Source organism: Lysinibacillus sp. NPDC093197, assembly GCF_044754025.1.
GTDB lineage: Bacteria > Bacillota > Bacilli > Bacillales_A > Planococcaceae > Lysinibacillus.
The window spans coordinates 797,732-824,263 of sequence record NZ_JBIVOH010000002.1 but is presented as its reverse complement, the minus strand read 5'-3'; the positions used below and the strand labels follow the sequence as shown (position 1 = coordinate 824,263).

Here is a 26,532-nt window from a genome sequence, read left to right as displayed (position 1 = left end):
CCTTTTTGAGCATCTTTTTGACTTCGGTTGATCTTTAGAAAGAGGGGATTCCCATCTCGAAGCGAATGATTAACATTAAGGAAAAGAAGGAGTTGGGTAAATGTTTCACCTAAAAGATGTTTTATCCGATCAGTTGTTAGCGAATGCAAACGATCCAAGCTGGTACGTCCCTTTGACAGAGGCTGTTAAAAATCTGACAGAGGAGGAAGCTTCTTGGAAGGTAAGTGAGGAAAGTAATAGTATTGCTGAAATTGTACAGCATTTACTTTATTGGAATGAAACGTGGCAAACGAGATATAAAGAAAATAGTATACATGCAGTTCAGGCGGTAGGGAGTAATGACAGTACGTTTACCATTTCAGAAAATAAAACATTCGTTGAACTTCAGCAACAGCTATTAACAGTCCTTTTATATTGGCAAGAATTATTATCAGAACAACAGCTTGAAAGCGAAGTAAGAGGGTATTTTAATGCAAATTGGTGGCAAGTAGTGGGGAATGTGACAACGCATAATGCCTACCATATTGGTCAAATTATGTATATACGGAAGATGCAAAAGAGCTGGCAGCGGTAAGTAAATCGCCGATAAAGCAGGAGAAATCGCCGATAGAAGTTCCTGAACCGCCGATAAGGCAGGAGAAATCGCCGATAGAAGTTCATGAATCGCCGGTAAAACAGGAGAAATCGCCGATAGAAGTTCATGAACCGCCGGTAAGGCAGGGGAAATCGCCGATAGAAGTCCGTGAATCGCCGGTAAGGCAGGAGAAACCGCCGATAGAAGTTCCAGAATCGCCGGTAAGGCAGGAGAAACCCGCCGATAGAAGTTCATGAACCGCCGGTAAAGCAGGAGAAACCGCCGATAGAAGTCCGTGAATCGCCGGTAAGGCAGGAGAAATCGCCGATAGAAGTTCATGAACCGCCGGTAAAGCAGGAGAAATCGCCGAAAGAAGTTCATGAAACGCTGGTAAAGCAGGAGAAACCGCCGATAGAAGTCCATGAAACGCCGGTAAGGCAGGAGAAACCGCCACTAAAAGCTGGTGAATCGCCAGGAAATCAAGGGAAATCGCCACTAATAGTCCATGAATCGCCAGTAAACCCGCTGTAACGGACATTAACAGCAATACAAAAAGTGTAAGATTGATTGCAGTCAATCTTACACTTTTCCTCTTTTGTCTCAGACTCTTATTTCGGATTATACTTCTTCATTAAAATAGATTTTATAAAATTTGCGATTCGTTTCCTCATCAAAGCCAACTTCAATTAGCTCATCCATTTGCTCAATATCACGGACGTTCACTTGAATTTCAATTGCGGAATCCAGTTTGATTTTACGTTTATAGCTTTTCTCAGCTTTTGCAATGGCACTTTCGGAAATTACAGTTTCGTAGGGCTTGACTGAATTGACGATAATATCTTTTTGCGTTGAATCAGCTGCTTCAAATACAGTTTCAATATAGTCGTTTACTTGGAATTCTTCTTCACTACGGAAATAATCGAGCGTTTTGTTTAAAAGACCCAACTTTTCGGGATTGGAGAAACTCTCTTCTTTTAAAATAAATTTTTTACATTCAGTTAATGCTAAGTTTGTTTTATGATAATGTTCATCAGCTACTTTAACTTTCAAAAAACGTTCTTGCCAGTAAACGACATCTTCTTTCTTTTTCGTTTTCATAAAGACAACTGGCGCTTCGTCTGCCCCCATATCTACAATGACGGCCATATTATTGATTTTCTTTACATTAATGCCGTCGATGCCATTGACAGTCACTTTATTTTGTTCATTTTTTACATCTAAAAACATTTCTTTTTCTTCAATTTTGACAATGGCAATAACTTTCTTTACCTCTGTCGACATAAAACAATTGTCAAATAGTCCAATAAATAACTCGCCGCTTTTAATATTTGGATGACCAGATGCACTATGTAAGTGCGTGGCAATATGTTTGGACTGTTCAAGGAAACTAGCTTCCTCATCAAAAATGGCTTTCACGTACGTATACACTTCATTTAATCCAATATTTGATTCATGAAAAAATTCATATTGCTGCTCAAAGTCTAGTTTGTTAAATGCTAATTGTGTAAACGCTGCTTCTAGCATGACCTCAGGTTGAGAAAATGCTTCCTCTCCTAAAACAAGGGTTTCGCTTACATAATGTACAACATATTGTGCTAACTTACTTTCACTTACTTCTAACATAATTATCCACCTTTAATATAATTGTTTCGATAATTTACCATAGCATACCCCGAGTAATAATGACATGGATTTTATATGTTGATAGACCAGGAGTTGGTGTGGTGTGTATTGCTATTTTATCTTGAGGAAGTGGAGGGCTACATGTTTGAATCAGTAGTATAAGTAAGATCTTTAGTTTGTATTAGAATATCGAAAAATCGGTTATTATCATCTTCGATTGTATATGCAGCTCCTGAGTTGCACTTAACTTAAGTTTATCAAAGTGAAAAAAATTTAATAATTTCCCTCTATTATTAATTGAAAAAACAAAAAATTTCTGATAAATTATTAAAGAAATTGAAAGGAGTTTGAATAGGTATGATGATTCATTTGAAATTTAATAGTAGTTAAACTTAAGTAAATGAATTTTTTTAGTTGTTTGTCTTCTATCGCTTTTACACAAATGATGTGTAGCGGAGTACATTAGAAAAATACAAATTTGCCTAGTGATACTATTTCTCTACTAGAATCTATAAAAAGTAAAGAAATAACGTAAACATCCTTAAAGTAAAAATATAGGAGTGAAAAATTTATGAAAAAATTCATGTTTGTATTACTTTTATTATTAGTTTCAATAGGTATAGGAGAAAATAAAGCTTTAGCAGAATCAATTTCCTCGGAAGTCAATTATGGGAATGAAAATGATATTGATATTGATCAAGAAGAAATTGATAGAAGAATAGGAATTGTATTTGACTACTTAAATGAACATGCAAATCAAGATTTTAATAATCAACCTTCATTAGTTTATGATATTCCAGTTGGAGAAGGGGTTATTGTAAATGCTGAAATTTCTAATCAAGAGGTTTTAAGAACAAGAGCAATTGGTAGTAGTAGAGATTCTATTAAAGCAAATACAAATTATAATTATAGTTTAAGACTTACGAACATAGTAGGCTCTGGAGATGTAACTATATATACTGTGAATTATACTACGGGTAGTCCAATTGCTCCTGGAAAAGATGTATATAGAATAACGGTAAATAATGTTTCTATAATTGGTACACCTCCTTCTGGCTATAGCGTAGGAAATAATAACACCTACATAAGAAATAACAATAATATTATTGTAAGTACGGGAGGATATATCTCATATAAACGTGTTCTTCTAGCGGATAAAACTATAAATTTCAATGATGTTTCATTAGGAAGCCTTGTCGGTGGAACTTTAGTAGTTAACTATTCATATCAAGTAAATTAAAAAGGTGTGATATCGATGAATAGCAAATCTAAAAAAACAATACTATTTTCTATGCTTCCTGTGACTTTTGCTGTATCGTACTATCTTATTGGACAACCAAAACCGAAACCCGAGGTTACAAGTGAATTGACTGAGATATTGCCAAATGGTGAAATGAAGGTATCAATTATGGAAAAAGTCGATGAAGAAACAATGAAGTGGTTTGACGAAAAAAAAGCAGATATACAATCACTCATAGCAGAACAAACAGGTTTAAAAGGTGAAGATGTGCTAGTTTCGGCAACCTCTGAATCAAATATAGGCGATACAAAGAATCAAGAAATAACATGTTCAGTTGTGCTACGCACGGAGTCAACATTTGATGACCAAATTATTCAAAACGTAGTAGATGGAATCATCAATGTTTTCAAACAAGATTCGGAGGAAGCAAATATTAGTAAAGAAAACATTGTAATTACAAATAATACTGATGTCCTCCATTAAAAATACAACTGCTATGTAATACAAAGTAAATACCTTTTGGAAGTAAAGAGGAGCTAATTTGAAAGCACCTCACTATCCCAATTGATATGCTCTCAAAATTTTATTTGTTTTATACGCTTACACCTGGGAGCATATCATGCTTTATTGTTTTTTATGTATTAATGCTTTCAATACTAAAGGGACATTATTGACATATTATCAACCTTAATTAAAAATTTTATTTCGGGAATGGTAGATTCTATAAACCACATAAATTATGGAATTTAACAACAACAAGATAATCATCTGTATTGTTATTGTAATGACAACAAATAACACATCTGCAAATAATACAATTTCGCCAGGTGGCAATTCTTGAGCAGGAGTTGATAGAACTGCAATAAACGTAATAATAATCGAACTAAAGAACGCAGTGTAGGCAAAAAGTGCGTGTTGATAAAACTGTAGTTTAAATTTGCTAAACCAAAAAATTATATTAATCAACACTAAGGTAAATGGGAAAAGTAAAAATTGATAAATCATCATATTTATTGAGTCTTCTAGGAATGTCCAATAAAGAATTTGGGCTAAAGATATAATGATAATATTTGTAGACGCTACAATGAATGAACTATTGCTTTTATGCATTACTCCACCCCCATAACTACTTTTTTATCTATTTTATATACATATATCTTTGTTTGTAAATTGAAAAGAAACGAGGCAAATCTGTTTTGTTTTTCTTATAAAATAGTAAATAAGAAAGAAATCCTGGAGGAAACTAAAGAAAATATTTTCCGCTAAAGACCTTGGGTTAGGTGTATTTTTCTCTTCCGAAAAATTATTAAAAGTTATTGACGAAAAAAAGAGAATAGACTACTATATCGTTAAATGAAAATGATTCTCAATCGAATGATGGAGAATGTAATGTGAGGTTATAAAGTAAAAGGTAGGCGTAACATCATGACAGGTAAAAATAGTAGTTTAATGGAAAGTACTTTTACACCACTTTCTTTAGCAATGCTTCAACTCTATTTATTGTCTATGTTATTTTTCACAGCGTCTTCAATTTTAACAATTATTTTCCCACTGCAAGCTGAGAAAAGTGGTTTTTCTGAAGGTGAAATAGGCTTTATAATGGGCATCACCATGTTTGTATGTATGATATTAAGACCGTGGGCAGGCCAGATGATTGCGAAGTATAGTGTGAAAAAAATGATGAAATGGCTTTTAATAGGGCATGCTGTCACACTTACGCTTTATATATTATTTGGTATTCATAGCCTTTACGTTGTGCGAGTGTTGCAGGGAATCGTACTCGCCTTTTTTTCAATGTCGATGCAACTAGGCATAAGTGACTTGTTAAGAAATAAAGATCGTGGACAAGGCATGTCAATGTATACTCTTTCAACAGTTATGCCTTCTCTCTATGGTCCTATATTGGCTATAAATCTTTGGCAACAATTAGATGCAAAATACTTATTTGGTTGTATCGTTGTATTAGCGATTTTGCCTCTATTATTATTTTTTCGTGCACCTTTACCAAATCAGCAAAAGACAGTTCTTGCTTTTTCATTTCGAGAATTGCTTGGTGCAGTCAAAAAAACGACAAGTAGTAAAGGACTCGTTATTGCAGCTATTACAATGATATTAGGTTCTACAATAATTGGTGCAATATCGACGTTTTTACCTCTATATATGTTAAAGTTCAATCTTGGGAATCTAGCAGTATATTTATTTATCCAAGCGCTTGTCGTAGTAGGAAGTCGTTTTATTTTGCGAAAACGAATCCCCTCTGACGGACATTGGCATCCGAGTTTCATTATACTTGTACTTTTGTCATCCAGCATTGGAACAACAATGCTAGCTTTCGGGGAACATCTTGGCTACTTCATTTATCTCTCTGCTATGTTTAATGGTTTAGCATCTGCCATGTTATATCCTACAATTGTGACCTACATATCGTTTGCCATTCCAGAAAAGAAAAAACATATTTTACTAGGGGTTTATCTTGCAACTTATGATTTAGGATTTTCATTTGGGAGTTTGGCAATGGGAGTGGTCGTACAGTATTCATCGTATGCCTTTATGTTTATTGTATGTTCCATTGTGGCTTTCATAGCTATTGGATTAGTCCTCTTAAAACGTAATATTTGTTAAGCAATTACTCATCCTTCTTCTCAACTAGTTTGAACAAGAGGGATTTTCTATTTCAAAGATAATCTCGTCCGTATAAAGTTTTTTACGTTAGCAGACATAATGCATTTCGATAAAATTATTAGAGGTATGAGGTGATGAATGCGCACAAACACAAAACTAGAAGCAAAGAGGAATTAGAGGAAAGTACTTTATGAAAATATGTTATTAGCATCAAATAACCAAAGGTTTTCGGAAAATATCTTCGAAATCCTTTGGGAGAACTTTTACCTATATAATTGGTGGTGAAATTAAAGATTGTAGTGGAACATTTTCCTGAACTTCTGAATGCAAATCAGTAATTTTACGTGGTTGACAAAGAGTGGCCATAAGTTCAATGATGACCTTATTATAGGAATAGATGCTTTGACAAATCGAAAGCATTATAACCAACTCTATGCAATTTGTATTGTTATAAAACGAAGATGACGGAATAATATGAGTTCTGCAATTAACATCGATTACTCTAGAATTAATTTCTGTATCGGGAGGGGCACATAAAAGAACAGTTTCAACTTCAGAAAATGGAAAAATATATTTAGAACAAATTTCACCTTTATTATTTATAAATTGAACGCAAATAAAACCTTCTACTAAAAAATCAACTGTATGAAGTAAAATAGTTTCTCCTCGCTCATCCTTAACTTGAACGCATTCTCTATTTTCTGAACATGTCAATTCTTTGCATGTAATTAAGCAACTACTATCACAAGTAATAGGATTCCCATGACAATCACATACATAACAAATTGTTTTCTTAATATCTCTCGTTGAATTTATTTTGTAATCATCGCTTGGGTGATAATGAAACATTATTTTAAATTCCCCGTGGCAGCTTGGCGTATTTTCGCCATTACATTGGACTTCAATAGATTCGAGATGTGTAAAGGTTGCTGAAAATGAACTACCTTCGTTAATTTCTGCTTGTTTTCCACCATTAACAAATACAGATAAAATATTACCATGGCCACTTTTAAAATTAATGCAAATTGAGCCACCAATTTGGTTAATGCCGTACGTTGTCCATAAAATGGTGCGTTCCAATTCGCCACTTGGAACCGAAAAATTACAACAAATCACATCATCAAACTTTTTTTGATCTAGCTGAATAATTTCTTTTAACTTTATAACCGTTGATTTATTAACCCAATCATATAGTTTAGATACTTTTACACAATGAACGGATGGTTTCTCATTTTTCATGATTCTCCTTGTTCCTCCCTTCAAAGTAATAGTTTTATCTAGACTATGTTCTTAAAATTAATGTGGTCACGGCGATGTTTGAGCATTAATTCCTAGCTTTAATAAGGTTTATAAAGCATTAAGTAGAAATTGGTTATTAATTTGAAAAGAAACTTCAAACATTTAAATTATTATGGAAAGGATAGGCAACTAAAAATATTATGGGCTTTTAAATATAGCGTTACAGTAGTCTAAATTCTTTTTAACACAAAGCATTTACTATATAGAACGATTAAATTACTTTAGAAGGAGTTGAAAATAATTTATGTGTCAAAGTTCTGGAAATATTGTCGGTAACTTTAGTTGTTGCGAGCCTAAAAAATATGTACAAGATAAAGTATGTAATAGTTTCACAGTTGCAGGTGACGATGTAGTTGGTGCTGAAATCATTTACGCTACAAATGCAAACGAGGTTATTTTTGCGTCCGGATTTATAAAAAATACTGGTAACTTCCCTCTTACTGTTCAATTTGTAAAGGGAGCTGACCCTGTTGCAGGAACGGGTGGTACTGTCGTTAGACAAACTGTAGTGCCAATTGGAGGAGCCTTTACTTTTACAATTTCACGATTCGATACGATTCGTGTATTTGCAACAGGTGCAACAGTAGCACTACCAGCTGCTGGCGAATTCTGTATTACACCTCGATATGAACTTTCTTAATTATTTTTGAGTTAACAACAGTAAGGTATGCAAAGAATAATGTGGATTATTTTCATATTAAAAAAGTTGATAGCCGATTTCCTAAAATGCTGGGAAATTGGCTTTTTAGGCTATCATTGCTAAATTTTTTGTAGAATTCTATCACCTTGTATCTTGAATACTGCCTCGTTCAAAAAGCATTGTACCAAGTGTTTAATATGACTATTTTATATACATAAGAGATAACGTAGTAATTAATGAATTTTTTTATGTGACATGCTTGTGACATTAGTATTTTACAATGCTTGTGAGGTGAGGAGATGAGAGTCAATCAAAATCGTTCGAAAAGGAGTATTCTTTCGTTAATTATAGTTTTTGTCCTATTACTCGTAGGAGGATGTGCTAGTAAACAGGAAGAAGAAAAACAAATAAATATAGAGGCAGGTACACTAGCAAGCAAGTTATCATTTTGGGATGAACAGAAAAAAGGTACCAATTTCATGAATTCAAAATCCATACCAGAAAACTATACAGAAGCTAATAAAGAAAACATCGAATTTATACGCTTAGCTCCAGATAAATGGTCAAAGGACAGAGATTTTTTATTTAATGATCAGCCAGATTCAAATCCCAAAAAAGATTTTTTAATTGGTAATGTAGATCATTATGAAGGTATTGTAGAAGAAGATTTTGAAGCATTAAAAGCAGACTTGGATGCAGCTTATGAACGAGGTTCAAAAGTAGTGTTAACAGTTTTAAGTTTGCCAGGAAATCGTTGGAGACAATTTAATAATCGTCAAAACGATGATCGAATATGGCAGGATTTAAGTTATCATCAGCAATCAGCGCAGTTTTGGCAAGATCTTGCTACTAGATTGAAGGATCATCCCGCTGTTGTTGGATATAATTTAGTGAATGAGCCACACCCTGAAACAGCTACAGGATTTAATGATTTTTGGACGCAAGATTATAGTGACTGGTATAGTCAAGTGGAAAATACAGCTGCCGATTTAAATAAATTGTATGAAACGATTGTAGAAGCGATTCGCTTGGTGGATAAAGATACACCGATTATTCTTAATTCTGGATTATATGCAACTCCTTGGTCATTTGAGTATCTGAAACCAATCCAGGATGATAATGTACTGTACGCATTTCATATGTATGAGCCATATGAAATGACAAGTCAAAATCGTAAACGAGGATTCGAGTATGCTTATCCTGGCAAGGTGAAAGTAGGAGAGCAGAAAACGGAAAAAATGTTTAATAAAGATACTTTACAAGACTTTTTACAACCTGTAGATAAGTGGGCAAAAGAAAATAATATTCCTGCTAATCGAATCATTGCGGAAGAATTCGGCATTAACCGAATGGTCAAAGGTGCTGATCAATATTTATCAGATCTTATTTCAATTTTTGATGAATATGGCTGGCATTGGGCGTTCTATGCATTCCGTGAAGACACATGGGAAGGCATGGATTATCAATTAGGAGAGCAACCGCCAAATTGGAAATATTGGGAGGCATTTGAAAAAGGAGAGCTACCAAATCGAGAACAAGTAGAAGTAAGTAATCCATTATGGGGTGCCCTGAAAAATGGATTAGAAAAGAAAAATACGTATGCTACGCTATCGTATAAATGTTAGAAAAAAGGTGAAGTCTTCTTTTAAGGTTTTCACCTTTTGCCTTTTATTATGAGAAGTGTTACTGGTAAGACAGATAAGGAGTTTATATAAAGTGAATATACTAATAGCTGATGATGAGAAACACATGACTGCTATCTTGAAAACCTATTTTGAAAAGGAAGGTTTTAATGTCAGTATTGCTTTTGAAGGAGAAGAAGCACTTGAAATTTTTTATTCAAAAAAAATCGATCTTGCAGTTTTGGATTGGATGATGCCTAAGTTAAGTGGCATTGAAGTATGCAGAGAAATAAAGAAAGTAAGCTTAACGAAAGTGGTCATGTTAACAGCAAAGTCGTCGAATGATGATGAATTTATGGCATTAGATATTGGGGCAGATGAATATATTCGTAAGCCATTTGATCCGCGAATATTAATTTTAAGAGTGAAAAAAATGCTCGGAACAGAAAAGTTGGCTGAAATAAGGAATTTGAAAATCAATTTACAAAGTAAGAAAGTATTTAAGGACGAAGAAGACATAGTACTCTCTAAAAAAGAATATGACTTATTGAAGATTTTATATGAAAATAAAGGGCAAGTATTATCTAGAAATTCTTTGTTATCAATGGTTTGGGGCTTGGACTATCTTGGTGAGGAACGTACAGTCGATACGCACATTAATAGGCTGCGTGACAAGATTGGAGATGACCATATTATAACCCATAGAGGAATGGGGTATAGCTTTAATGATAAAGTTGAATAAAATTGGAAAGAAATTGTTATTGATGGTGAGTGTAATTATGCTCATCGTTTTCGGTGTTTCCTTTTTGTTAAACAATTACTTTTCGGCTAATTATTATTTATTTAAAATGAAAAATAATGTTAACGCCGTTTATGAAGAGCTAAAGGATTTAACAATTCCACAACTAATAGAAACACAAGAAAAAATTGAAAATGATAATAACGTTACAATTGTTATTATTCAAAATAGCGGTAGTACCGATGAAATTAATGAAAATATCGAATTTGCATTGTTGAAAGATAAAATTGTTTTAAATAAATTTTGGATTACGGAGAATTCTCTAGAAAAAATAAAGGAAGGAAAAACAGTAAGACTATTATTTAATCAAGGAAAACTAAAGTCGAGCCTTCTAACTGTGCTGTATGAGAAAGATCAACATTTAGTGTTAGTAGGAACAGTAGTTGCTCATAATACTGATGCTTTAAAAATAGTAAACCAATTATATTTATATTCCTTATTGCTAGGAATTATAATTAGTATATTATTGGTAGCACTATTCTCTAAGAAAATTATTACTCCTTTAGAAAAATTAAAAAACGTAGCAAAAGATATTACAAATTTAAACTTTAAACAAGTGGAGATAACCTCAGGCGATGAAATTGAGGAGTTGTCACACAGTATTAATGAAATGAGTAATTCTTTGAAAAATGTTCATTCACAATTAGAAAAGAAAAATCAAAGTTTAAATACGTTAATTTCAAGTATCTCTCATGAAGTAAAAACACCCTTGTCATTAATACAAGCATATACAATTGGTATTAAAGATGGTTTTGATGATGGCTCCTATACGGATATTATTTTAGAACAAGTAAATTACACTTCAGAAATGGTGGATTATTTAATCAAATTATCTAAAATCCACGAATTAGAAGTGAAAAAAGAGCCATTCAAATTAAAGAATCTTATTCAAAAAATTATTACACAATATAATATTTCATTAAGAAATAACAATGTGCATGTAGTGCAAAATTTAGATTTAATACAACATTCCTTTATTTATGAAGATAGTAATCAAATAGAGATTGTAATGAATAATTTAATAAGCAACGCCATTAAATATGGCGAAGAGCAGTATTTCGAAATCAACTTAACAAATGAAGATAAAAACAAAATAAAGTTCTCGATACGAAATAAAACGACAAGTTTGCAACAAGAGCATCTTCCTTTTATTTGGGATGCATTTTATGTAGCAGAAGAATCGAGGAACAAAGAAATTAGCGGGACAGGCTTAGGATTGTCGATTGTTGCTAGCATCTTAACTAAAAATGATTTACAGTATGAAGTGGTGTTAGTAGACTCGTATATTCGTTTTACGATATGGTTTGATTTAGTTGAATCAAAATAAAACAAAGAACGGGCATCTATTTGGTGCACGTTTTTTTCATTTATTGAGTGCCTTTTTCTAACAATCATAAAAAGTACATATTACTGTAACATAGCACCTTTATAATAATGGTTATAGATTTGAAAGGGGCATTTATATTGGAATGAAGAGTTTTAAAAGGATTGTAAAAATAGTTTTATTACTGATGGTATTAATAGGTTTATTTGTAGGGTACGCTTTTAAAGTTGAACCAACAAGGCTTGTCATTCATTCGTATGATTTAAATGAAGACAAAGGTGAATCAGTCAAAGTAGTTCAAATATCTGATATTCAAGTTAGTGAAACTTACACAATAAAACAATTAAACCGTTTAGTAGAAAAGATTAATCAATTATCACCTGATATTATTGTTTTTACAGGGGATTTATTCGAAAATTTTTCTACATTTCAACAGAAACAACAAGTAACTGAAAATTTATCAAAGCTTAAAGCTACCGTGGGGAAATATGCAGTTTGGGGAAACCGCGATTACGGTGGTGGTGCTTTTAAAATATATGAAGATTTATTAACGAATTCAGGTTTTACTTTATTAAAAAATAGTGGAGTAAATGTTACTGTATTAAATGATAAGAAGCTATTTATCGGAGGATTGGATGATGGTTTGCTTGGAAATCCAGATATAGACCAATTGTTATCGCAATTGGATGATAGTTTTGATTATAAAATTGTACTTATGCATGAACCAGATATGGCAGACTTATTAAAAGATACTTCAATTAATTTGCTGTTAGCTGGGCATAGTCATGGAGGACAAATAAAAATTCCATTTATGAAAACAATGACTACTTCCTTAGCTGAAAAATATAGTGATGGATTTTATACTATTAATAAAAGCAATGGGATGCAGCTTTATGTAAATACCGGAATAGGGACATCTAGAATTCCAGCTCGTTTTATGGTCCCACCTGAAATCTCCGTTTTTAATATTCATTTGTAAGATTATATATAAGTTGTCTTAAATAATCTTATAGTTATATACTTTAATAAACTGATTATATAGGGAGTTGAAAGAATGTTGGCACAATCTAAAGTATTGTATTTTGTCTTTAGTCTGATGGCACTAGCTTTTGTTCTGACAGGTTGTGGAACATCAAAAGAGGATAAGACAGTGGAAGAAAAAGTAGATTATGCATCTGCAGTGAAAGAAAATCCAATTGTGACAATTACGATGAATGACGATAAAAAAATTGTTATTGAACTAGAGCCTAAAGTAGCACCGAATACAGTTGCTAATTTTATTTCTTTAGTAAAAGATGGTTTTTATGATGGGCTTATTTTTCATCGTGTAATTCCTGGCTTTATGGTTCAAGGTGGAGATCCTGCTGGAAATGGATCTGGTGGACCAGAGTACTCGATTAACGGTGAGTTTACGAATAATGGCTTTGAAAATAATTTAAAACATGAGCGCGGTGTTATTTCAATGGCACGGACGAATGACAATCCAAATTCTGCGGGCTCACAATTTTTTATTATGACTGAAGAAGCGTCCCATCTTGATGGTGATTATGCTGCATTTGGAAAAGTCATCGAAGGTATGGAAACGGTAGATGAGATTGTTGCAGTTGATCGAGATGCTACAGATAAGCCGTTCGAAGATCAAATCATGAAAAAAGTCGAAGTGGATACAAAGGGCTTTGACTATCCTGCACCAGTAGTGCAAAAATAGTATTAGACATACTACTAAAATTTAAAAGCACGTTGATTGACCGCAGTATTGCGGCTGGTCAACGTGCTTTTCTTTGGAGAAACAAAGATCATTTTGCTCCTTATTTTTTTATTTCAGTAATTCTAAAACACCTTGGCTCATTTGATTAATTTGAGCCATCATGGATTGGGATGACTGTAATAAAACTTGATCTCTTTGTAATTTAGAAATCTCCTTTGCCATATCTGTATCACGTAATTTGGACTCAGCAGAAGTTAGATTTTCATTTGTATTACGAACATTACTTAATATATGTTCTAACGCATTTTGATAAGCCCCGTATTTTGAACGTTCTTTCGATACATATAGGCTAGCATTATCAATGAAGGCAAGTGATTGTTCAGCATTTTCGCGAGTTAATATGTTTAGCCCCTCAATACCTAACGCATCTATTCGCGCATCCGTTAATACAACTTTAAAATGGTGTCCAGAATTTGGACCGATTTGTAGCGTTAAATAATCTGGATCAACTGTTGATGGTGTCCACGTGCTTTCTATTACAGATGGCGGTACGCCTAATCCGTAAAATGTATTAACTTCTAAAGTTTCACCTGGTGCAAGTGCACGTTCATTCCATTTCAATGCATAACCGCTATCACCAACTGGTCGATTATTTTCAGTCCAAGTGGGCGATTGGATATTTAAGTATTGCCCAACGCGAAATTCGTCTGGAGCTACAAGGATATTGTTTCCTGTGATTGTTCCTTTCGCTTTTAATTCCGCATTTCCAGCATTATTAAATACTTCAAATGAATTAGGGACATCACTTCCAACATAACTTTTTTCATTAGCCAATTGTTGATTATCTACAATAATTGGTGCTCTATCATCGTTATCTAGCATTGTATCCATATGGAAATAGAAACCAACATTTTGTGAACTGTTGCTTGTATTTTCAATACTATATTTAAATTCATATTGATCTTCAACTAATTTTACATATTGTGTTACTTGTATGCCATTAATGGAATATACCGTTTTAAACGTACCGTTTGAAAAAGTAGTAGGATGCAGTATATTTGCTTTTAAATCGCTAGAACTACCATTTATTAAGATTGAAGGTTTAGTTGTTTCCTTACCCGAACCATAAATTAAAATTTTATTATCATCATTTTCACTACCTGGATATCCTTGGTTTGTACGCAAATCAAAGCTGCCATCTGGAGCAACATTTAGTGCAAGATATTTATTCATCGTATAGTTTTCGGCACCTTCAATTTCAAAGTAGCCAGATAATTTATCTTGACGTAAAGGATGAATAGTATTAAATTCAGTGTTATTTGCGATGTCGTTAATACCATTTTTTATAGCATCGATCTCTTTTTGAATAAGTGCCCGATCTTGATCTGTCAATGTATCATTACATGCTTGTAGTGTAAGTTCACGCAAACGAATTAAATTTGGATTTTGTATTTGTGCAAGCCCTGATTCAGCAGTTTGAATAAGTGAAATACCTGCAAGTCCATTTTGCTCTGCTTGTTCGAGACCGCGAATTTGACCTCTCATTTTTTCGCTAATGCCAAGCCCAGCTGCATTATCGGCAGCTTTATTAATTTGATAACCGGAAGATAATTTATTAAGGGTTTTATTTAGTTCAGTATTCGCATAATTATAGCGGTTTTGAGTAAATAGGCCTTTGTTTTGTTGAATTATCATAACTATTCTCCTATAAATAAAAGTAGATACATTATATCATTAAAAACCAATATTAAACAATTAAGAAATTGAGTAACAAATTTAATGAGAAAATTAGATTAGCATCGTAACATAAAAAATAGTTGAAGTTAGAAATGGAGCTTTAAAATATTGCACTTTAAAAAATATAGAAAAAAGCAAGGTCCACTTTGAATTAACAATTAAATTTTATTGAGAATAATATAGATTTAATATGGAAAATGTTGTATTTTAGATGTAAATTATAATAAATCTTGTTATATGGGGGAAATGCAATATGAAATACAAAAAATTTAATGATGTTTATCCTAATCAATCACTTATTCACTATCCATTAGTATTAGAACTTTATAAAAGGGGTGGAAAAGCTAAAGCAAATGAAATATATGAACCTTTAGCAGATTATTTTGAATTAAGTGATGATCTTAGGAAAAAAACTGTCAATGAAAATACCAAAGAATTAAAATGGCACAATAATGTAAGGTGGGCAAGACAGCAATTAGTTGATAAAGGAATTCTAAAGAATGATAGTGATCGGGGAGTATGGGAATTAGGTGATAATGCTATTAATAGTTACTCTGATATCGATATCGAGCATGCAATGTCAGAGGATACTGTTAAAGGTGTTTTTACACAAGACCAATTAGATTCTTTATTGGAGAAACAAAAAAAGATTGGGGAACTTGGAGAATTAATAGTTGAAGAATATGAAAAAAATTCTTTAATTTCTAAAGGATTCACTAATTTAGCAGAAAAGGTGAAACGTGTTTCCCCTCAGAATTGCCGTGAAGGTTATGATATTATCTCTTTTTATGAAGACGGTAGTGAAAAATACATCGAAGTTAAAGGTAGTACATCAACTCAATTACAATTCTATATATCAATTAACGAATTCGAAAAAGCAAAAAAGCTAGGAGACCAATATTGTATAGCTCTAGTGAGAGGAATAGACCTAGAGCAAAAAAAATGCAAAGAGATTAAAGAGATAAATAATTTTAATCAATTAATTGAAGCAAATAAAATTAATTTAGTGCCTATTAAATGGAGGGTTTCATTAGGAGAAAATTAACAAGATTAATAAATAGCTTAAATCCTAATCCAAGGGATGCTAATAAATCAAAATATCGCCTTGGATTGGGACATGTATATGTGTATCATCTATGGTTTCATAATTATAAAGACGATGGTACATACTCTTTTTGCATTGAAATAAGCCAAATAAAATCATCTTCAGCTATAATTTGAATGTCGTGACCGAGTTGAATTAACTGCTCAGCCTTTAAATGTTTTGTGCTTTTTTCTCGTCGGTTTTTGCCAAGAATAAGGAAATCTGTCTCTTTTGTCACAGCCCCTTGCATGAAAGCTCCACAAGCTCGGGCCTTTTTTGCAGCTTCAGAGCGTGTCATTGTGGAGAGGGCTCCTGTAAAGACGATTTGTTTATTATAAAATGGATGCATTAAACGTTCGGATGGATTGGATAGGTAGATAACTTCTGTATTGTCCTGATTTTTGTTCATGTTGGTCTCCTAAGAGGTTGATTTTAAAGGAGTGTAATATCTTGCTTTAAAATTAGACTTACTCTTCCGGTATTTTTAAAATAGTACTTTGTCGTAAATATGTAATGTTATATTGTATGGATAATTGCTGTAAAAAGCAAAGAAGCGCCTGTATTTGACCAGTGATGAGCAATTTCTCATATTTTTGCTTTTCCTCGGATGTAGCAACTTTACGGAAATACCCCCACATATGCTGGCACGCATTGCGCATGCTGCCGTCAGTAGGTATTTGTTGTAATGCATCTTCGATCAATTGTTCAATTTGTTCATGGGGCAGTATATCGCGCATTGCCAGCCGAAGCTGATTGTAATGCTTTTGGCTATGAAACATGACACGATACTTTTCTTCTCGCCATAATTTTTCAGTTCGTTGACGTTTCATACAATCACCTTCCCATAACAATTGTTTAAATTTATTACAGTATAAACATCATACATGTTGATTAACGACATTTCTATGATATTTTAGCTAAACAAACAAATAAAACAATGTAAGTTGGGAGAGATGAGAAGGTCTTGCCCTATTTTTAAAACGCCGAGCGGGATTTCCTTCGTTGGGTAGGGTAATATGTGGGGATGTATGACAGTAATGATTGAATTACATTTAGCAAATTGGTATATTAATGTATAAATAATAAATCGATGATGTGATCAAGTAAATAAGTATTGTGAAACAGAAAGTATAGCCTAGGCTGAAAGCTATATCACCTCTTCTTATTGAACCCTACCACGGAGATGTCAGTTAACAACTAACCGAGTCGTTTCGTTACAAACGTTTAGAGGACTTAATATAGTTATTAAGTCGAACTAAGGTGGTACCACGTCAATTAGCGTAAAGACGTCCTTTATTAGGATGCTTTATGCTTTTTTTATTATTTAAAACATAGGAGGAAAAGAAGATGGCTCAAAAAATAAACGATTTTTCAAAATGGTATGTGGATACGATTCAAAAAGCGGATTTAATGGATTATACGCCAGTTCGTGGCTGTATTGCTTTTAAACCAGACGGCTATGAATTATGGGAGCACATTCAAGCTGAGATGGATAAGCGGTTTAAGGAAACAGGTCACCGCAATGCTTACTTCCCGATGTTAATACCAGAATCATTTTTTCAAAAGGAAAAAGATCATATTGAAGGATTTTCACCAGAGCTTCCATGGGTTACAGAAGCGGCGGGTGAGAAGTTAGAGGAGCGCTTAGCATTACGTCCAACTTCTGAAACAATGATTGGACATTTATATTCAAATTGGATTAAAAGTTATCGTGATCTTCCAGTTTTAATTAATCAATGGGCAAATGTATTCCGTTGGGAGAAGAAAACGCTACCGTTTATCCGTACTTCTGAATTTTTATGGCAAGAAGGTCATACTGCCCATGTCGATGAAGAAGATGCACGTAAAGAGACAATGCAAATGTTAGCAATTTACAAAGAAGTAGTAGAAGGCTTGCTAGCGATTCCAGTATATGATGGACAAAAGACACCATCTGAACGTTTTGCTGGAGCGGTTGATACATTCTCTATTGAAGCGATGATGAAGGATGGAAAAGCTGTGCAAGCGGGTACATCCCATTACTTAGGTACAAAATTTGCTGAAGCATTTGATATAAAATATTTAAATAAAGAAAATAAACATGTTTATGTGCATACAACTTCTTGGGGTACATCGACACGATTAATCGGGTCTGTCATCATGGTGCATGGCGATGAGCAAGGTCTTGTTTTACCACCAAAGATTGCACCGACTCAAGTTGTGTTAATCCCTGTTGGACCATGGAAAAAGAACCCTGCTATTATCGAGAAATTAGATGAAATTTTTGCAGCGTTAAAAGCAAAAGGAATTCGTGTTCGCCTTGATGACTCGGATCAATCGCCAGGCTATAAATTTAATGAGTGGGAGTTAAAAGGTGTACCGGTACGTATTGAGTTGGGACCACGTGATTTAGAGAATCAACAAGGTTTAATGAAAGCCCGTGATGAAGAAGAAAAAGTTTCTGTATCTTTAGAAACAATTGTTGAAAGCATTGAAACAGAACTTGAAACAATGCAAACACGTCTTTTCGAAAAAGCAAAAGCTTTCCGTGCGAATAACTCGCATACACATATTGATTCAATGGAGCAGTTACAACAACATTTAACTCAAGCTGAACAGAATGAAACAATACCAGGTTGGATTTTAGCAGGTTGGTGTGGAGACGATGCATGTGAAGAAAAGGTAAAAGAAGAGACAAAATTCACAACACGTAACATTCCATTTAACCCACCAGTTACAAAGGATACTTGCATTCATTGTGGGCATGAAGCAAAACATACAGTTTGGTTTGCACGAGCTTACTAATTTACGACGAAGTACAAATATAAAGCGTTTCAACAATTTTGTTGAAACGCTTTATTAATGACTTTTTACTCATATTCTACGGCTCTAAAAAATTTAATATCACTAATATAGATTTTAGAAAGATAATTGTAATAATAATACATAATTTTTATTATTAATTGGTTTAAAAGTGTTAATAGTTTAAAATATGTATATATTTACATTTTAAGGATAGATGATATACTAGTAAGTAATAGGAAAAATAGTTGTAGAACCAGCAGACATTTTTATTTTTTTACCTCTAGTTTGTTTAGAGAGTATGATACATATGTAAGTCCAATGTAATAAATGGTTAGAACTTTTTAAGTCATTTCAGTAAGCGCTTTCATTGATGTGAGGTTAAATTGTATTTGATATACCAGAGTCGAACATCCAAAATATTGCGCATTGTTAACAGTCCATTTTAATCGTTAGAAAGCTGTAAGGTGAAATCTCAATAAAATAAATAATTGGTAGGGTGAATGATGGAGGGAATTAAGCAATCATTAAAGATAATTGCAGGTAATTATCAACTATCAGATGAGTTTAATCGCTGTTTAAACGACTTATTAGATCAACATGAAGGTGGTGATTTTAGTGGTTTAAGTAAATTGCATTTTCAAATGAATGGTGGCACATTAACGAAATCTATAGAAGAAGTTTTTAATCTTCTAGAATTATGGATTCTTTTTACGGATATCGTTGATGATATTGAAGACGGTGATGAATCAAAGTGGGGAATAGATGGGAACATATTGTTGAATGCTTCTACAGCTTTAGTTAGTATCGTATTGTTGGAGCTAGAAAAGCTAGAGATACCTTATAAAAGTGAGGTTACTCGTTTATTTTGCCATTTCTTACTACAAGCGGTTGACGGACAGCATCATGACTTAATGAACAAGATAACATCTGAAGAAATGTATATAGATGTTGTTAAAAAGAAATCAGGTTCATTAATAGCACTTTCATCCACGCTTGGCGCAGTGTTAGCGACTGGAAAGTATACAACAATGCTTGAAATGAGTGCGCACTATATCGCAATTGTCGCTCAACTTAAAAATGATTATAACGACTTATTAAATTTACAAAGAGATTTACAAGTTAAAAAAAGAACCTTGCCTTTACTATATTTATTACAATTCGAGGATTCGGCATTTGACGAATTGCGATTGTATTATAGACAGCAAGGGAATGCAACTACGAAGATTTGTATTACTAAACAGCAGATTGTAGATTCTGGATTACACGTTTACGTGCATCTAATACAATCTAAATATCTTAATCTTGCACTAGACTTATTAAAAGAAGTATATCCAACACAAAATGTTGAAATATTCAAACAATATATTTAGATGAGGTGAAGGACATGTTAGAAATTACTCAATATCTTCAAAAAAACAAAAACATTTTAGACCTTTTAAAAGAGAATAAAGTATCGCTTTTAAATATCAATGAATTTGAAAAAAATTTAATTTTAGAGTCTTTTGAACAAGGCGAAAAGAAAGTATTAAAAAATAATCTTTCTGCTTACTGGCGCGCGTAATTATTACCACTAAGGTCATTTGTAGACTTTCCATTGTGGTTAATAGTCCTGTCATTAGGAGTACTTGTTTAAACACAAATAGGGAGGATTTTACAAATTATTGACGTAAATGATAAGCTTAGAATTAGAGGGGATGAAGCTATGTATCAATAGTTCATCTCCTTTTTTTACATAACACACATATTCGAAACAAATACAAATAGGCTATCTTAAGTAATAGACAGCCCATTTGTATTTACAATACTTCTGTAAAGCAGACAAGTGGCTAAGCGGAAATTCTCTGTCTTATTAAATGACTTCTACCACCGTCATTTTCCCAACGATCAATATCCCTTCCATCTTCGTCCCACACATCAGGTCTTTCTCTGTAAGACATTTTCTACATCACCCTTTATTCATTAGTTCATTTCTATATTATGTAATGTTGTAAATTTTAGTTCATAGAAAAGGTGGTCATCGCCGGTAAGTCGGCGTGAATCGCCGATTAACTAGTTCCAATCGCCGATAAAACAATGTAAATCGCTGATAAGCTAGTTCCAATCGCCGATAAAACTGTAACTATCGTTAATAGAAATTGAAACGACAATTTTATTGGGAAGAAATTATAAATTCCTCTTTGTAAAGCTATATTTTTGCATATGTGCCAAGTCGTAAGGCGCATATACTGTAGTGAGGAAGGGGGGAGGTGAGCAAATATGAGAATTAACTGGAAAGTTCGATTCATGCATAAGCCGTTTGTATTAGCGTTGTTTTCCATGCTGCTACTACTCGCTCAGCAAGTGGGAGCTATGTTCGGCTTTGATTTAACAAGCGGAATGAGCGAGCAACTAACGTCCATTTTGAATACAGTGTTATCGATTCTTGTATTAATGGGGGTTGTTGTTGATCCGACTACAAGTGGCACCAGTGATAGTGAACGTGCTTTAATGTATCGCAGACCAAGATAAACATTTCATTACATTTAAAAAAGTGTAATTTTACAATAGAATGAATATGATATAATGTAAGAAAATTCTAATAGCTAGGGGGATGATTGATTGTCGCTTGAAATGGAGCAGCGAATCGCTAAGCTTGAAAAGGAGATGGAAGAGTTACGGCAGGAAATGGATGTGTTAAAGCAACAACAGTCACAACAAAAGACAACTGTAAAAAATGTTAACCGATCCATTACTGTACAACCTGCATTACCAAAGCCAACACCAACACCAATACAAAAATCAACACCGAAAACTAATGCTCAGCCACAGCGTTCATTTGAGGAGCAAATTATGTGGGCGCTCCCGAAAGTCTTTATGGTTATTTTAGTGCTGGGAGTGTTATGGGGGCTAAAGCTAGTTAGTGATTATGGCTACTTATCGAACGAGGTGAAAATCATCCTCGCTTATTTATTATCAATCGCATTAGGGGCTATAGCTTATGTTTTAGAGCAGAAAAAGATGGCATCTCCAGCTGTAACCATTTCCTTATACGGTGGGGCATTTATCGTAGGAATTTTAACAACTGCGGCTGGTGCTATTTTATACGAGGTATTAGGCTTAACTTTAGCATTGTTCATTGCCTTTGGGTTTATTGTCTATGGTATAGCCATTAGCTATTTAAAGAAAAACGAAGTGCTTACTTTATTTGTTGCTTTTACCTCGTTGTTACTACCTTATTTACTAGAGTATATGGATTTTAGCGCGTTCATTATATTAATTTTTGTGATCGTCCTGTTTACGATGTTGCAATTTGTTATTCTTCAACATAAACAAAAAATTGCGCTCTATGTCACAACCTTTTTCTCTATTATGGCAGTAAGTATTGTAGCGTTTATGAATAGTGACAATCGAGTTGTTTTTGCAATAGGATTGCTCATTACACTTGCAATCTTTTACACGAGTTGGTGTCGCTTATATAATGCTGAATCTAAATCGAAGCATATTCATGCTGGACTACAATTTAGTTTAGGGATCTTTAGTTTACTCCTTATGAACCTCGTAAGTAGTCGGCTTGAATATAATGAGGTACTATTGCTTGGACTATGTATTTTGTTTGTAACTGTAGCGGGTTATAGCTATAAGCAAAAATGGCAGGAGGCATTTGATAGTGCTGTAACACTCGCATTTATTACACTTTGTAATACAGTATTGATTATGAATATACCAGAAAAGGTTGATGATTTACTTTTACCATTCATGACATTTGCAGGTGTTATGATGAGCTTACGACTACGAGCAAGTTTAATGAAGGTTGTTAGTTCATTCGGGTTTTCAATTGCACTTATTTTAAGCTATATCGTACATGAGCCGACCCCATTTTTTAGCATAGGACATATTAGCTTAATACTGCCTGGCGTATACTTGTTAATTATTTATATGTATACAATACGTCAGAAGGAAACATTGAATGCTTTTGAGAAAATAATGAAGGATTTATATGTGACAGATATTTTAGCTGTTATTACAGCTGGATACTTCCTTGCCTATATTGCTAAGCTTGATAGTGTTTATGTTACAAGTGCTAGCAATTTCCCGCATTTGATGAGTATCGGTATAGTGATACTGTTTGTGGGCTCGCTGTTGCTACCTGAAAAATATAAAGGCCGTGCATTAACGCCAGTTGTCGGTCTGTTTTTCCTTCTTGTTACGCTCATGCTCAGTGTGATCCCATATAATGTACAAGGAATTGTATGGTTGAATATTGGTACTAGATTAGTTTATATTGCAGTATTTGTAGCTATCATCCTTGATTTACTGATGAAGGGGCGTATTTATCAAATTTATCAACAACATATGACGAAATTTTTAGATCCAATTGTCAGCGCAAGCGTAGTATTCACGATGATTGCACTATGCGGTCTAGTGTCACAGCTAGCTTACAATAATCTACTGGATTGGAAACTCAGTATTGCATTCACGACAATAACACTATTCTTGTCGGCAAGTTTATCACTATGGCTCGGCTCAGTACGACATTTACGAATACTTCGGCTTTCTGGCTTTGCCATACTAGCCATCGCATTTGTAAAGCTTATATTCTTCGATTTATCGGCACTCGATTTATTAATAAGAGCAGTACTTTTCATTGCAATTGGTGGGATTGGCATGCTGCTGTCGGGGCGGTTGTTGAGGAAATAAAATGTTATGTGAAAATCTATATTTTTTATAAAGACCGTTTACTAATTTTTACTAGTAAACGGTCTTTTACGTTATAGGAAAATATTTGGATTTGGTTCTTTGTATTCATTTTAAAATTGAAGAATAAATTAAATAAATAAAATATCATATTGATAAGGAGTATTGTAATTATTGAGTATATATGAAATAGTATAAATAGCATACTGTAAAGGAAATTTATTGAATGCTATCAGGATGTTTCATACTAATAAATTCCATTAATTTTTGTGGTTTACATAATTAATTTGAAAAATAGGGAGAGAGGAAAATGCAGCTTAAAAAAAGGGGATTATACAATAATAACCTGGGTTTTTCATTAGTTGAAGTCGTTGCTTCAATCGTCATCATAACTTTAATTTTATTATCATTTTTCGGTCTGCTTATTCAATCAAATAAAACGGGAAAAAGCTCTGAACAAATTATAGACGCAACTTATTTAGCGCAGCAAGAAATGGAGAAAATGTATAGCTATTTCAAATATGCTACTAAAGATACATGGGAAACAGCATTTCCTTACACAAAGGATGAAGCGAATTCAACAAACAATCTTACTTTATACAATCCAACGATACCTTCGTATGCTAAAAACAAAGAACAAATAATAGTGAAAGCAAAAGACTTATCACCAGATAATACAGTGAGAATTATCATTGAGGTTTATGATTCTAGTGGTAAGGTCTTAAAGGCTAAAGTAGAGAACATTTTTAGTTTTGTGGAAAAGAGGTAGAATCTTATGTCGAAACTTCAAAATGAAAAAGGTATGACCCTACTAGAAGTGCTAGCTGCGACCATAATAGTAACAATCATTTCGGTATTTCTACTAAGCATTTTAATAAATAGTAATAATACTAGTAATAAACAAATGAAATCGAGCATGCAATTAACTGATGCAAGCTATGCTTTAAAAGTCATTACTAAAGATGCACGTAAATCTACACAATTAAAATCCAGTGGTGATGAATATACATTAAAAAACAATCAAAACTCGGAAGAATATATTTATAAATTTAATCGTGAGGATCAAATACTAACAAGAAATACGGAAGTTATAGCTTCGAATGTTTTAAATTTTAAGATTGATAACATGGGGAACTATATTACGATTGAAATTACGCAACCAGGTAATAAACCCTTTTTATCAACTATTTATTTTAGAGGAGGGATTTAATGCTTAAATATATTAAACAAGAAAAGGGCTATTCTCTAATTTTAGTCGTTTTATTAGTTGCTTTAATATCCATTCTTGGTATCTCCCTTTTGACATTAACATCTAATTCGTTAAAAATTTCTACCAGTGAACGCGACGATCAATCGGTGTTTTATATTGCAGAGGGTGGCTTAAACAAAACAAAAAAGAATTTTGAGCAACTTGTATTAACTACATATGATGAAACTCGTTTAATATTCAACAAATTACCAGCTAAAGAGAGAACACCTGAAAAATTCAAAGCGCATTTTGTTAATGCATTTGATAGTAGTTTAAATACGCTCCCTAGTTCAGTAACTTATGAGGAACAATTTAAACAAAATCCTATTGCTGAGATTACAGTCGACCAAGTGAATTTGGAGCCATTGCAATATAAGATAAATTCCGTAGGGACATTAGGAAACAAAAATAGAATTGTTGCACAAACGATAACAATTGATTTGGGCAATGGAACTTCGACTGGATCGACGTTTACCAATACCTCTGCAATCCATGCTATAAAAAATATAGAACTTGGTGGGGGTACATTTAATGGGGATGTAGTCTCCGATAGCGGAAAAATCAGTATTACCCAAGGTGGAACAAATATTAAAGGCAAAATTGGAGTGACACCAGAAAATTTTTCAAAGCCAAGTTGGATGAATATTTCAAATGAGTTTATTGGGAATATTGCATTTCCTGAAAACATATTACCGGCTTTTCCGGAAAGTCTGTTTTCTAATTTAAGTTCAAAACCGCATACTAAGTCCATACAAGTAACGATTGATGGGAAAAAAACGCAACTTAATTTAGATAATAATTCAATTAAAATTGATGGTGGTGGTAATGGAAATATAAACGGAGTTGCAAAATTCAGTGGAGTTCTTCCTCTTACTCAAGATATGTATTTAAAAAATTTCACAGTTGCATCTAATAGAGTATTGACAATAGATGTAGGGGATTCAGATAAGAATTTATACATCGATAATTTTGCATTTAATGAACAGGGGAATTTTAACATAATAGGTTCAGGCAAACTGAACATTTATATAAAAGATAGTTTTAAATTTATGGGTAGTTCAACTATGAATAACAGTGGGAGTTTTGAAAACCTAAATTTATATTATAACGGGTCATCCAATATGGAGTTTGCTGGTGATTCTAGAACGAAGGCGTCTATTTACGTTAAAACTGCATCAATTAAGATTGATGGTTCAGGTAGCATACAAGGAAGTATTTATTCAGGTGGGCCAAGTATTTCAATAGGTGGGGGATCCTTTAATCATAATACGTATATTTATGCACCGAATGCTGAAGTGAAATTAAGTGGGTCAGGTACAGTGATTGGGGGGATAATGGCCTATAATGTGAAAAGTAGTGGTAATCCTACTGTTACTTATCAAAAGAATTCAAGTTCTGACATCACTTCTGGAGAAGAGATAAAGTATGAAGAAAATGATAATTTAACCATTTCTAATAGTATGCTTGAAGTAGATTAATAGGTGAAAATAATCGCTAAAAGTGAGGTACTCTGTTATTAATTTCATTAAGCAATTAAGGTCTGAACTCGAGAT

26 protein-coding genes and 1 other annotated feature are annotated in these 26,532 nt (G+C 33.3%); of the genes, 19 read left to right on the top strand and 7 right to left on the bottom strand.

Going from position 1 to position 26,532, the window contains the following annotated elements; all coding sequences use genetic code 11:
- Nucleotides 1-100 precede the first annotated feature (100 nt).
- Complete coding sequence (locus ACIP9G_RS09955; protein ID WP_401019040.1) at nucleotides 101-574, top strand: DinB family protein; 474 nt, start codon at nucleotides 101-103, stop codon at nucleotides 572-574.
- Between the two features lie 124 nt (nucleotides 575-698).
- Here the strand turns inward: ACIP9G_RS09955 and ACIP9G_RS09950 are convergent, their stop codons facing one another.
- A complete protein-coding gene (locus tag ACIP9G_RS09950) occupies nucleotides 699-1,151 on the bottom strand; it encodes a hypothetical protein (RefSeq protein ID WP_401019038.1) in 453 nt (150 codons plus the stop codon).
- Nucleotides 1,152-1,192: 41 nt separating this feature from the next.
- Nucleotides 1,193-2,197, bottom strand: a complete 1,005-nt coding sequence (locus ACIP9G_RS09945) for a nucleoid-associated protein (protein ID WP_401019037.1) — start codon at nucleotides 2,195-2,197, stop codon at nucleotides 1,193-1,195.
- A gap of 571 nt (nucleotides 2,198-2,768) precedes the next feature.
- Between ACIP9G_RS09945 and ACIP9G_RS09940 the strand changes: the two genes are divergently transcribed.
- Together ACIP9G_RS09940 and ACIP9G_RS09935 are read left to right on the top strand one after the other, a co-directional pair.
- Nucleotides 2,769-3,437, top strand: coding sequence for a hypothetical protein (locus ACIP9G_RS09940; protein WP_401019035.1), 669 nt, complete (start codon nucleotides 2,769-2,771; stop codon nucleotides 3,435-3,437).
- Between the two features lie 15 nt (nucleotides 3,438-3,452).
- Nucleotides 3,453-3,920, top strand: a complete 468-nt coding sequence (locus ACIP9G_RS09935) for a hypothetical protein (protein WP_401019034.1) — start codon at nucleotides 3,453-3,455, stop codon at nucleotides 3,918-3,920.
- A 204-nt stretch (nucleotides 3,921-4,124) separates the two neighbouring features.
- Here the strand turns inward: ACIP9G_RS09935 and ACIP9G_RS09930 are convergent, their stop codons facing one another.
- The gene (locus tag ACIP9G_RS09930) at nucleotides 4,125-4,547 is read right to left on the bottom strand and encodes a hypothetical protein (protein ID WP_401019032.1); all 423 of its coding nucleotides are present in this window, start codon (nucleotides 4,545-4,547) and stop codon (nucleotides 4,125-4,127) included.
- Nucleotides 4,548-4,862: 315 nt separating this feature from the next.
- Between ACIP9G_RS09930 and cntE the strand changes: the two genes are divergently transcribed.
- Nucleotides 4,863-6,059 carry a staphylopine family metallophore export MFS transporter CntE gene (gene cntE / locus ACIP9G_RS09925; protein WP_401019030.1) on the top strand — a complete coding sequence of 399 codons (1,197 nt, stop codon included), beginning with the start codon at nucleotides 4,863-4,865 and terminating at the stop codon, nucleotides 6,057-6,059.
- A 267-nt stretch (nucleotides 6,060-6,326) separates the two neighbouring features.
- On the opposite strand, the gene ACIP9G_RS09920 is transcribed toward cntE, so the two are convergent.
- Nucleotides 6,327-7,298, bottom strand: a complete 972-nt coding sequence (locus ACIP9G_RS09920; protein WP_401019028.1) for a BMQ_0737 family morphogenetic spore coat protein — start codon at nucleotides 7,296-7,298, stop codon at nucleotides 6,327-6,329.
- 304 nt (nucleotides 7,299-7,602) lie between these two features.
- Between ACIP9G_RS09920 and ACIP9G_RS09915 the strand changes: the two genes are divergently transcribed.
- From ACIP9G_RS09915 to ACIP9G_RS09890, 6 genes are all read left to right on the top strand, one after another.
- Complete coding sequence (locus ACIP9G_RS09915; protein WP_401019026.1) at nucleotides 7,603-7,998, top strand: DUF3992 domain-containing protein; 396 nt, start codon at nucleotides 7,603-7,605, stop codon at nucleotides 7,996-7,998.
- A gap of 299 nt (nucleotides 7,999-8,297) precedes the next feature.
- The gene (locus tag ACIP9G_RS09910) at nucleotides 8,298-9,623 is read left to right on the top strand and encodes a glycoside hydrolase family 5 protein (RefSeq protein WP_401019024.1); all 1,326 of its coding nucleotides are present in this window, start codon (nucleotides 8,298-8,300) and stop codon (nucleotides 9,621-9,623) included.
- Between the two features lie 91 nt (nucleotides 9,624-9,714).
- Entirely contained in the window at nucleotides 9,715-10,362 is a 648-nt protein-coding gene (locus tag ACIP9G_RS09905) for a response regulator transcription factor (RefSeq protein ID WP_340825613.1), read from the top strand.
- A complete protein-coding gene (locus ACIP9G_RS09900) occupies nucleotides 10,346-11,746 on the top strand; it encodes a HAMP domain-containing sensor histidine kinase (RefSeq protein ID WP_401019023.1) in 1,401 nt (466 codons plus the stop codon). The genes ACIP9G_RS09905 and ACIP9G_RS09900 overlap by 17 nt, the downstream gene beginning before the upstream one ends.
- Before the next feature lie 142 nt (nucleotides 11,747-11,888).
- Entirely contained in the window at nucleotides 11,889-12,722 is an 834-nt protein-coding gene (locus ACIP9G_RS09895; protein ID WP_340825611.1) for a metallophosphoesterase, read from the top strand.
- A gap of 75 nt (nucleotides 12,723-12,797) precedes the next feature.
- On the top strand, nucleotides 12,798-13,451 hold the full coding sequence (locus ACIP9G_RS09890) for a peptidylprolyl isomerase (protein WP_401019021.1): 654 nt from the start codon (nucleotides 12,798-12,800) through the stop codon (nucleotides 13,449-13,451).
- A gap of 108 nt (nucleotides 13,452-13,559) precedes the next feature.
- On the opposite strand, the gene ACIP9G_RS09885 is transcribed toward ACIP9G_RS09890, so the two are convergent.
- A complete protein-coding gene (locus tag ACIP9G_RS09885; RefSeq protein WP_401019020.1) occupies nucleotides 13,560-15,146 on the bottom strand; it encodes a flagellin N-terminal helical domain-containing protein in 1,587 nt (528 codons plus the stop codon).
- Nucleotides 15,147-15,441: 295 nt separating this feature from the next.
- Here ACIP9G_RS09885 and ACIP9G_RS09880 point away from each other — a divergent pair, with 295 nt between their 5' ends.
- Nucleotides 15,442-16,233: a protein NO VEIN domain-containing protein gene (locus ACIP9G_RS09880; RefSeq protein WP_401019019.1), complete on the top strand. Its 792-nt coding sequence runs from the start codon at nucleotides 15,442-15,444 to the stop codon at nucleotides 16,231-16,233.
- A gap of 103 nt (nucleotides 16,234-16,336) precedes the next feature.
- Here the strand turns inward: ACIP9G_RS09880 and ACIP9G_RS09875 are convergent, their stop codons facing one another.
- A complete protein-coding gene (locus tag ACIP9G_RS09875; RefSeq protein WP_401019018.1) occupies nucleotides 16,337-16,681 on the bottom strand; it encodes a BRCT domain-containing protein in 345 nt (114 codons plus the stop codon).
- A 58-nt stretch (nucleotides 16,682-16,739) separates the two neighbouring features.
- Nucleotides 16,740-17,102, bottom strand: coding sequence for a YbgA family protein (locus ACIP9G_RS09870; protein WP_401019016.1), 363 nt, complete (start codon nucleotides 17,100-17,102; stop codon nucleotides 16,740-16,742).
- A gap of 251 nt (nucleotides 17,103-17,353) precedes the next feature.
- Nucleotides 17,354-17,569: a binding site (T-box leader), on the top strand.
- Between the two features lie 50 nt (nucleotides 17,570-17,619).
- Here ACIP9G_RS09870 and proS point away from each other — a divergent pair.
- From proS to ACIP9G_RS09830, 8 genes are all read left to right on the top strand, one after another.
- On the top strand, nucleotides 17,620-19,056 hold the full coding sequence (gene proS, locus ACIP9G_RS09865) for a proline--tRNA ligase (protein ID WP_401019015.1): 1,437 nt from the start codon (nucleotides 17,620-17,622) through the stop codon (nucleotides 19,054-19,056).
- 500 nt (nucleotides 19,057-19,556) lie between these two features.
- A complete protein-coding gene (locus tag ACIP9G_RS09860; RefSeq protein ID WP_401019013.1) occupies nucleotides 19,557-20,426 on the top strand; it encodes a class 1 isoprenoid biosynthesis enzyme in 870 nt (289 codons plus the stop codon).
- A gap of 14 nt (nucleotides 20,427-20,440) precedes the next feature.
- The gene (locus ACIP9G_RS09855; protein WP_340825597.1) at nucleotides 20,441-20,617 is read left to right on the top strand and encodes a competence pheromone ComX; all 177 of its coding nucleotides are present in this window, start codon (nucleotides 20,441-20,443) and stop codon (nucleotides 20,615-20,617) included.
- 695 nt (nucleotides 20,618-21,312) lie between these two features.
- Nucleotides 21,313-21,564 (top strand): phage holin, encoded by a 252-nt coding sequence (locus ACIP9G_RS09850; RefSeq protein ID WP_401019012.1) that lies wholly within the window; start codon nucleotides 21,313-21,315, stop codon nucleotides 21,562-21,564.
- Between the two features lie 90 nt (nucleotides 21,565-21,654).
- Nucleotides 21,655-23,733 (top strand): DUF2339 domain-containing protein, encoded by a 2,079-nt coding sequence (locus ACIP9G_RS09845; RefSeq protein ID WP_401019011.1) that lies wholly within the window; start codon nucleotides 21,655-21,657, stop codon nucleotides 23,731-23,733.
- Nucleotides 23,734-24,040: 307 nt separating this feature from the next.
- On the top strand, nucleotides 24,041-24,499 hold the full coding sequence (locus ACIP9G_RS09840; protein ID WP_401019010.1) for a prepilin-type N-terminal cleavage/methylation domain-containing protein: 459 nt from the start codon (nucleotides 24,041-24,043) through the stop codon (nucleotides 24,497-24,499).
- A 6-nt stretch (nucleotides 24,500-24,505) separates the two neighbouring features.
- Entirely contained in the window at nucleotides 24,506-24,940 is a 435-nt protein-coding gene (locus ACIP9G_RS09835) for a PulJ/GspJ family protein (protein WP_401019009.1), read from the top strand.
- On the top strand, nucleotides 24,940-26,457 hold the full coding sequence (locus tag ACIP9G_RS09830; RefSeq protein WP_401019008.1) for a DUF7305 domain-containing protein: 1,518 nt from the start codon (nucleotides 24,940-24,942) through the stop codon (nucleotides 26,455-26,457). Before ACIP9G_RS09835 ends, ACIP9G_RS09830 begins: the two co-directional genes overlap by 1 nt.
- Nucleotides 26,458-26,532: the final 75 nt, after the last annotated feature.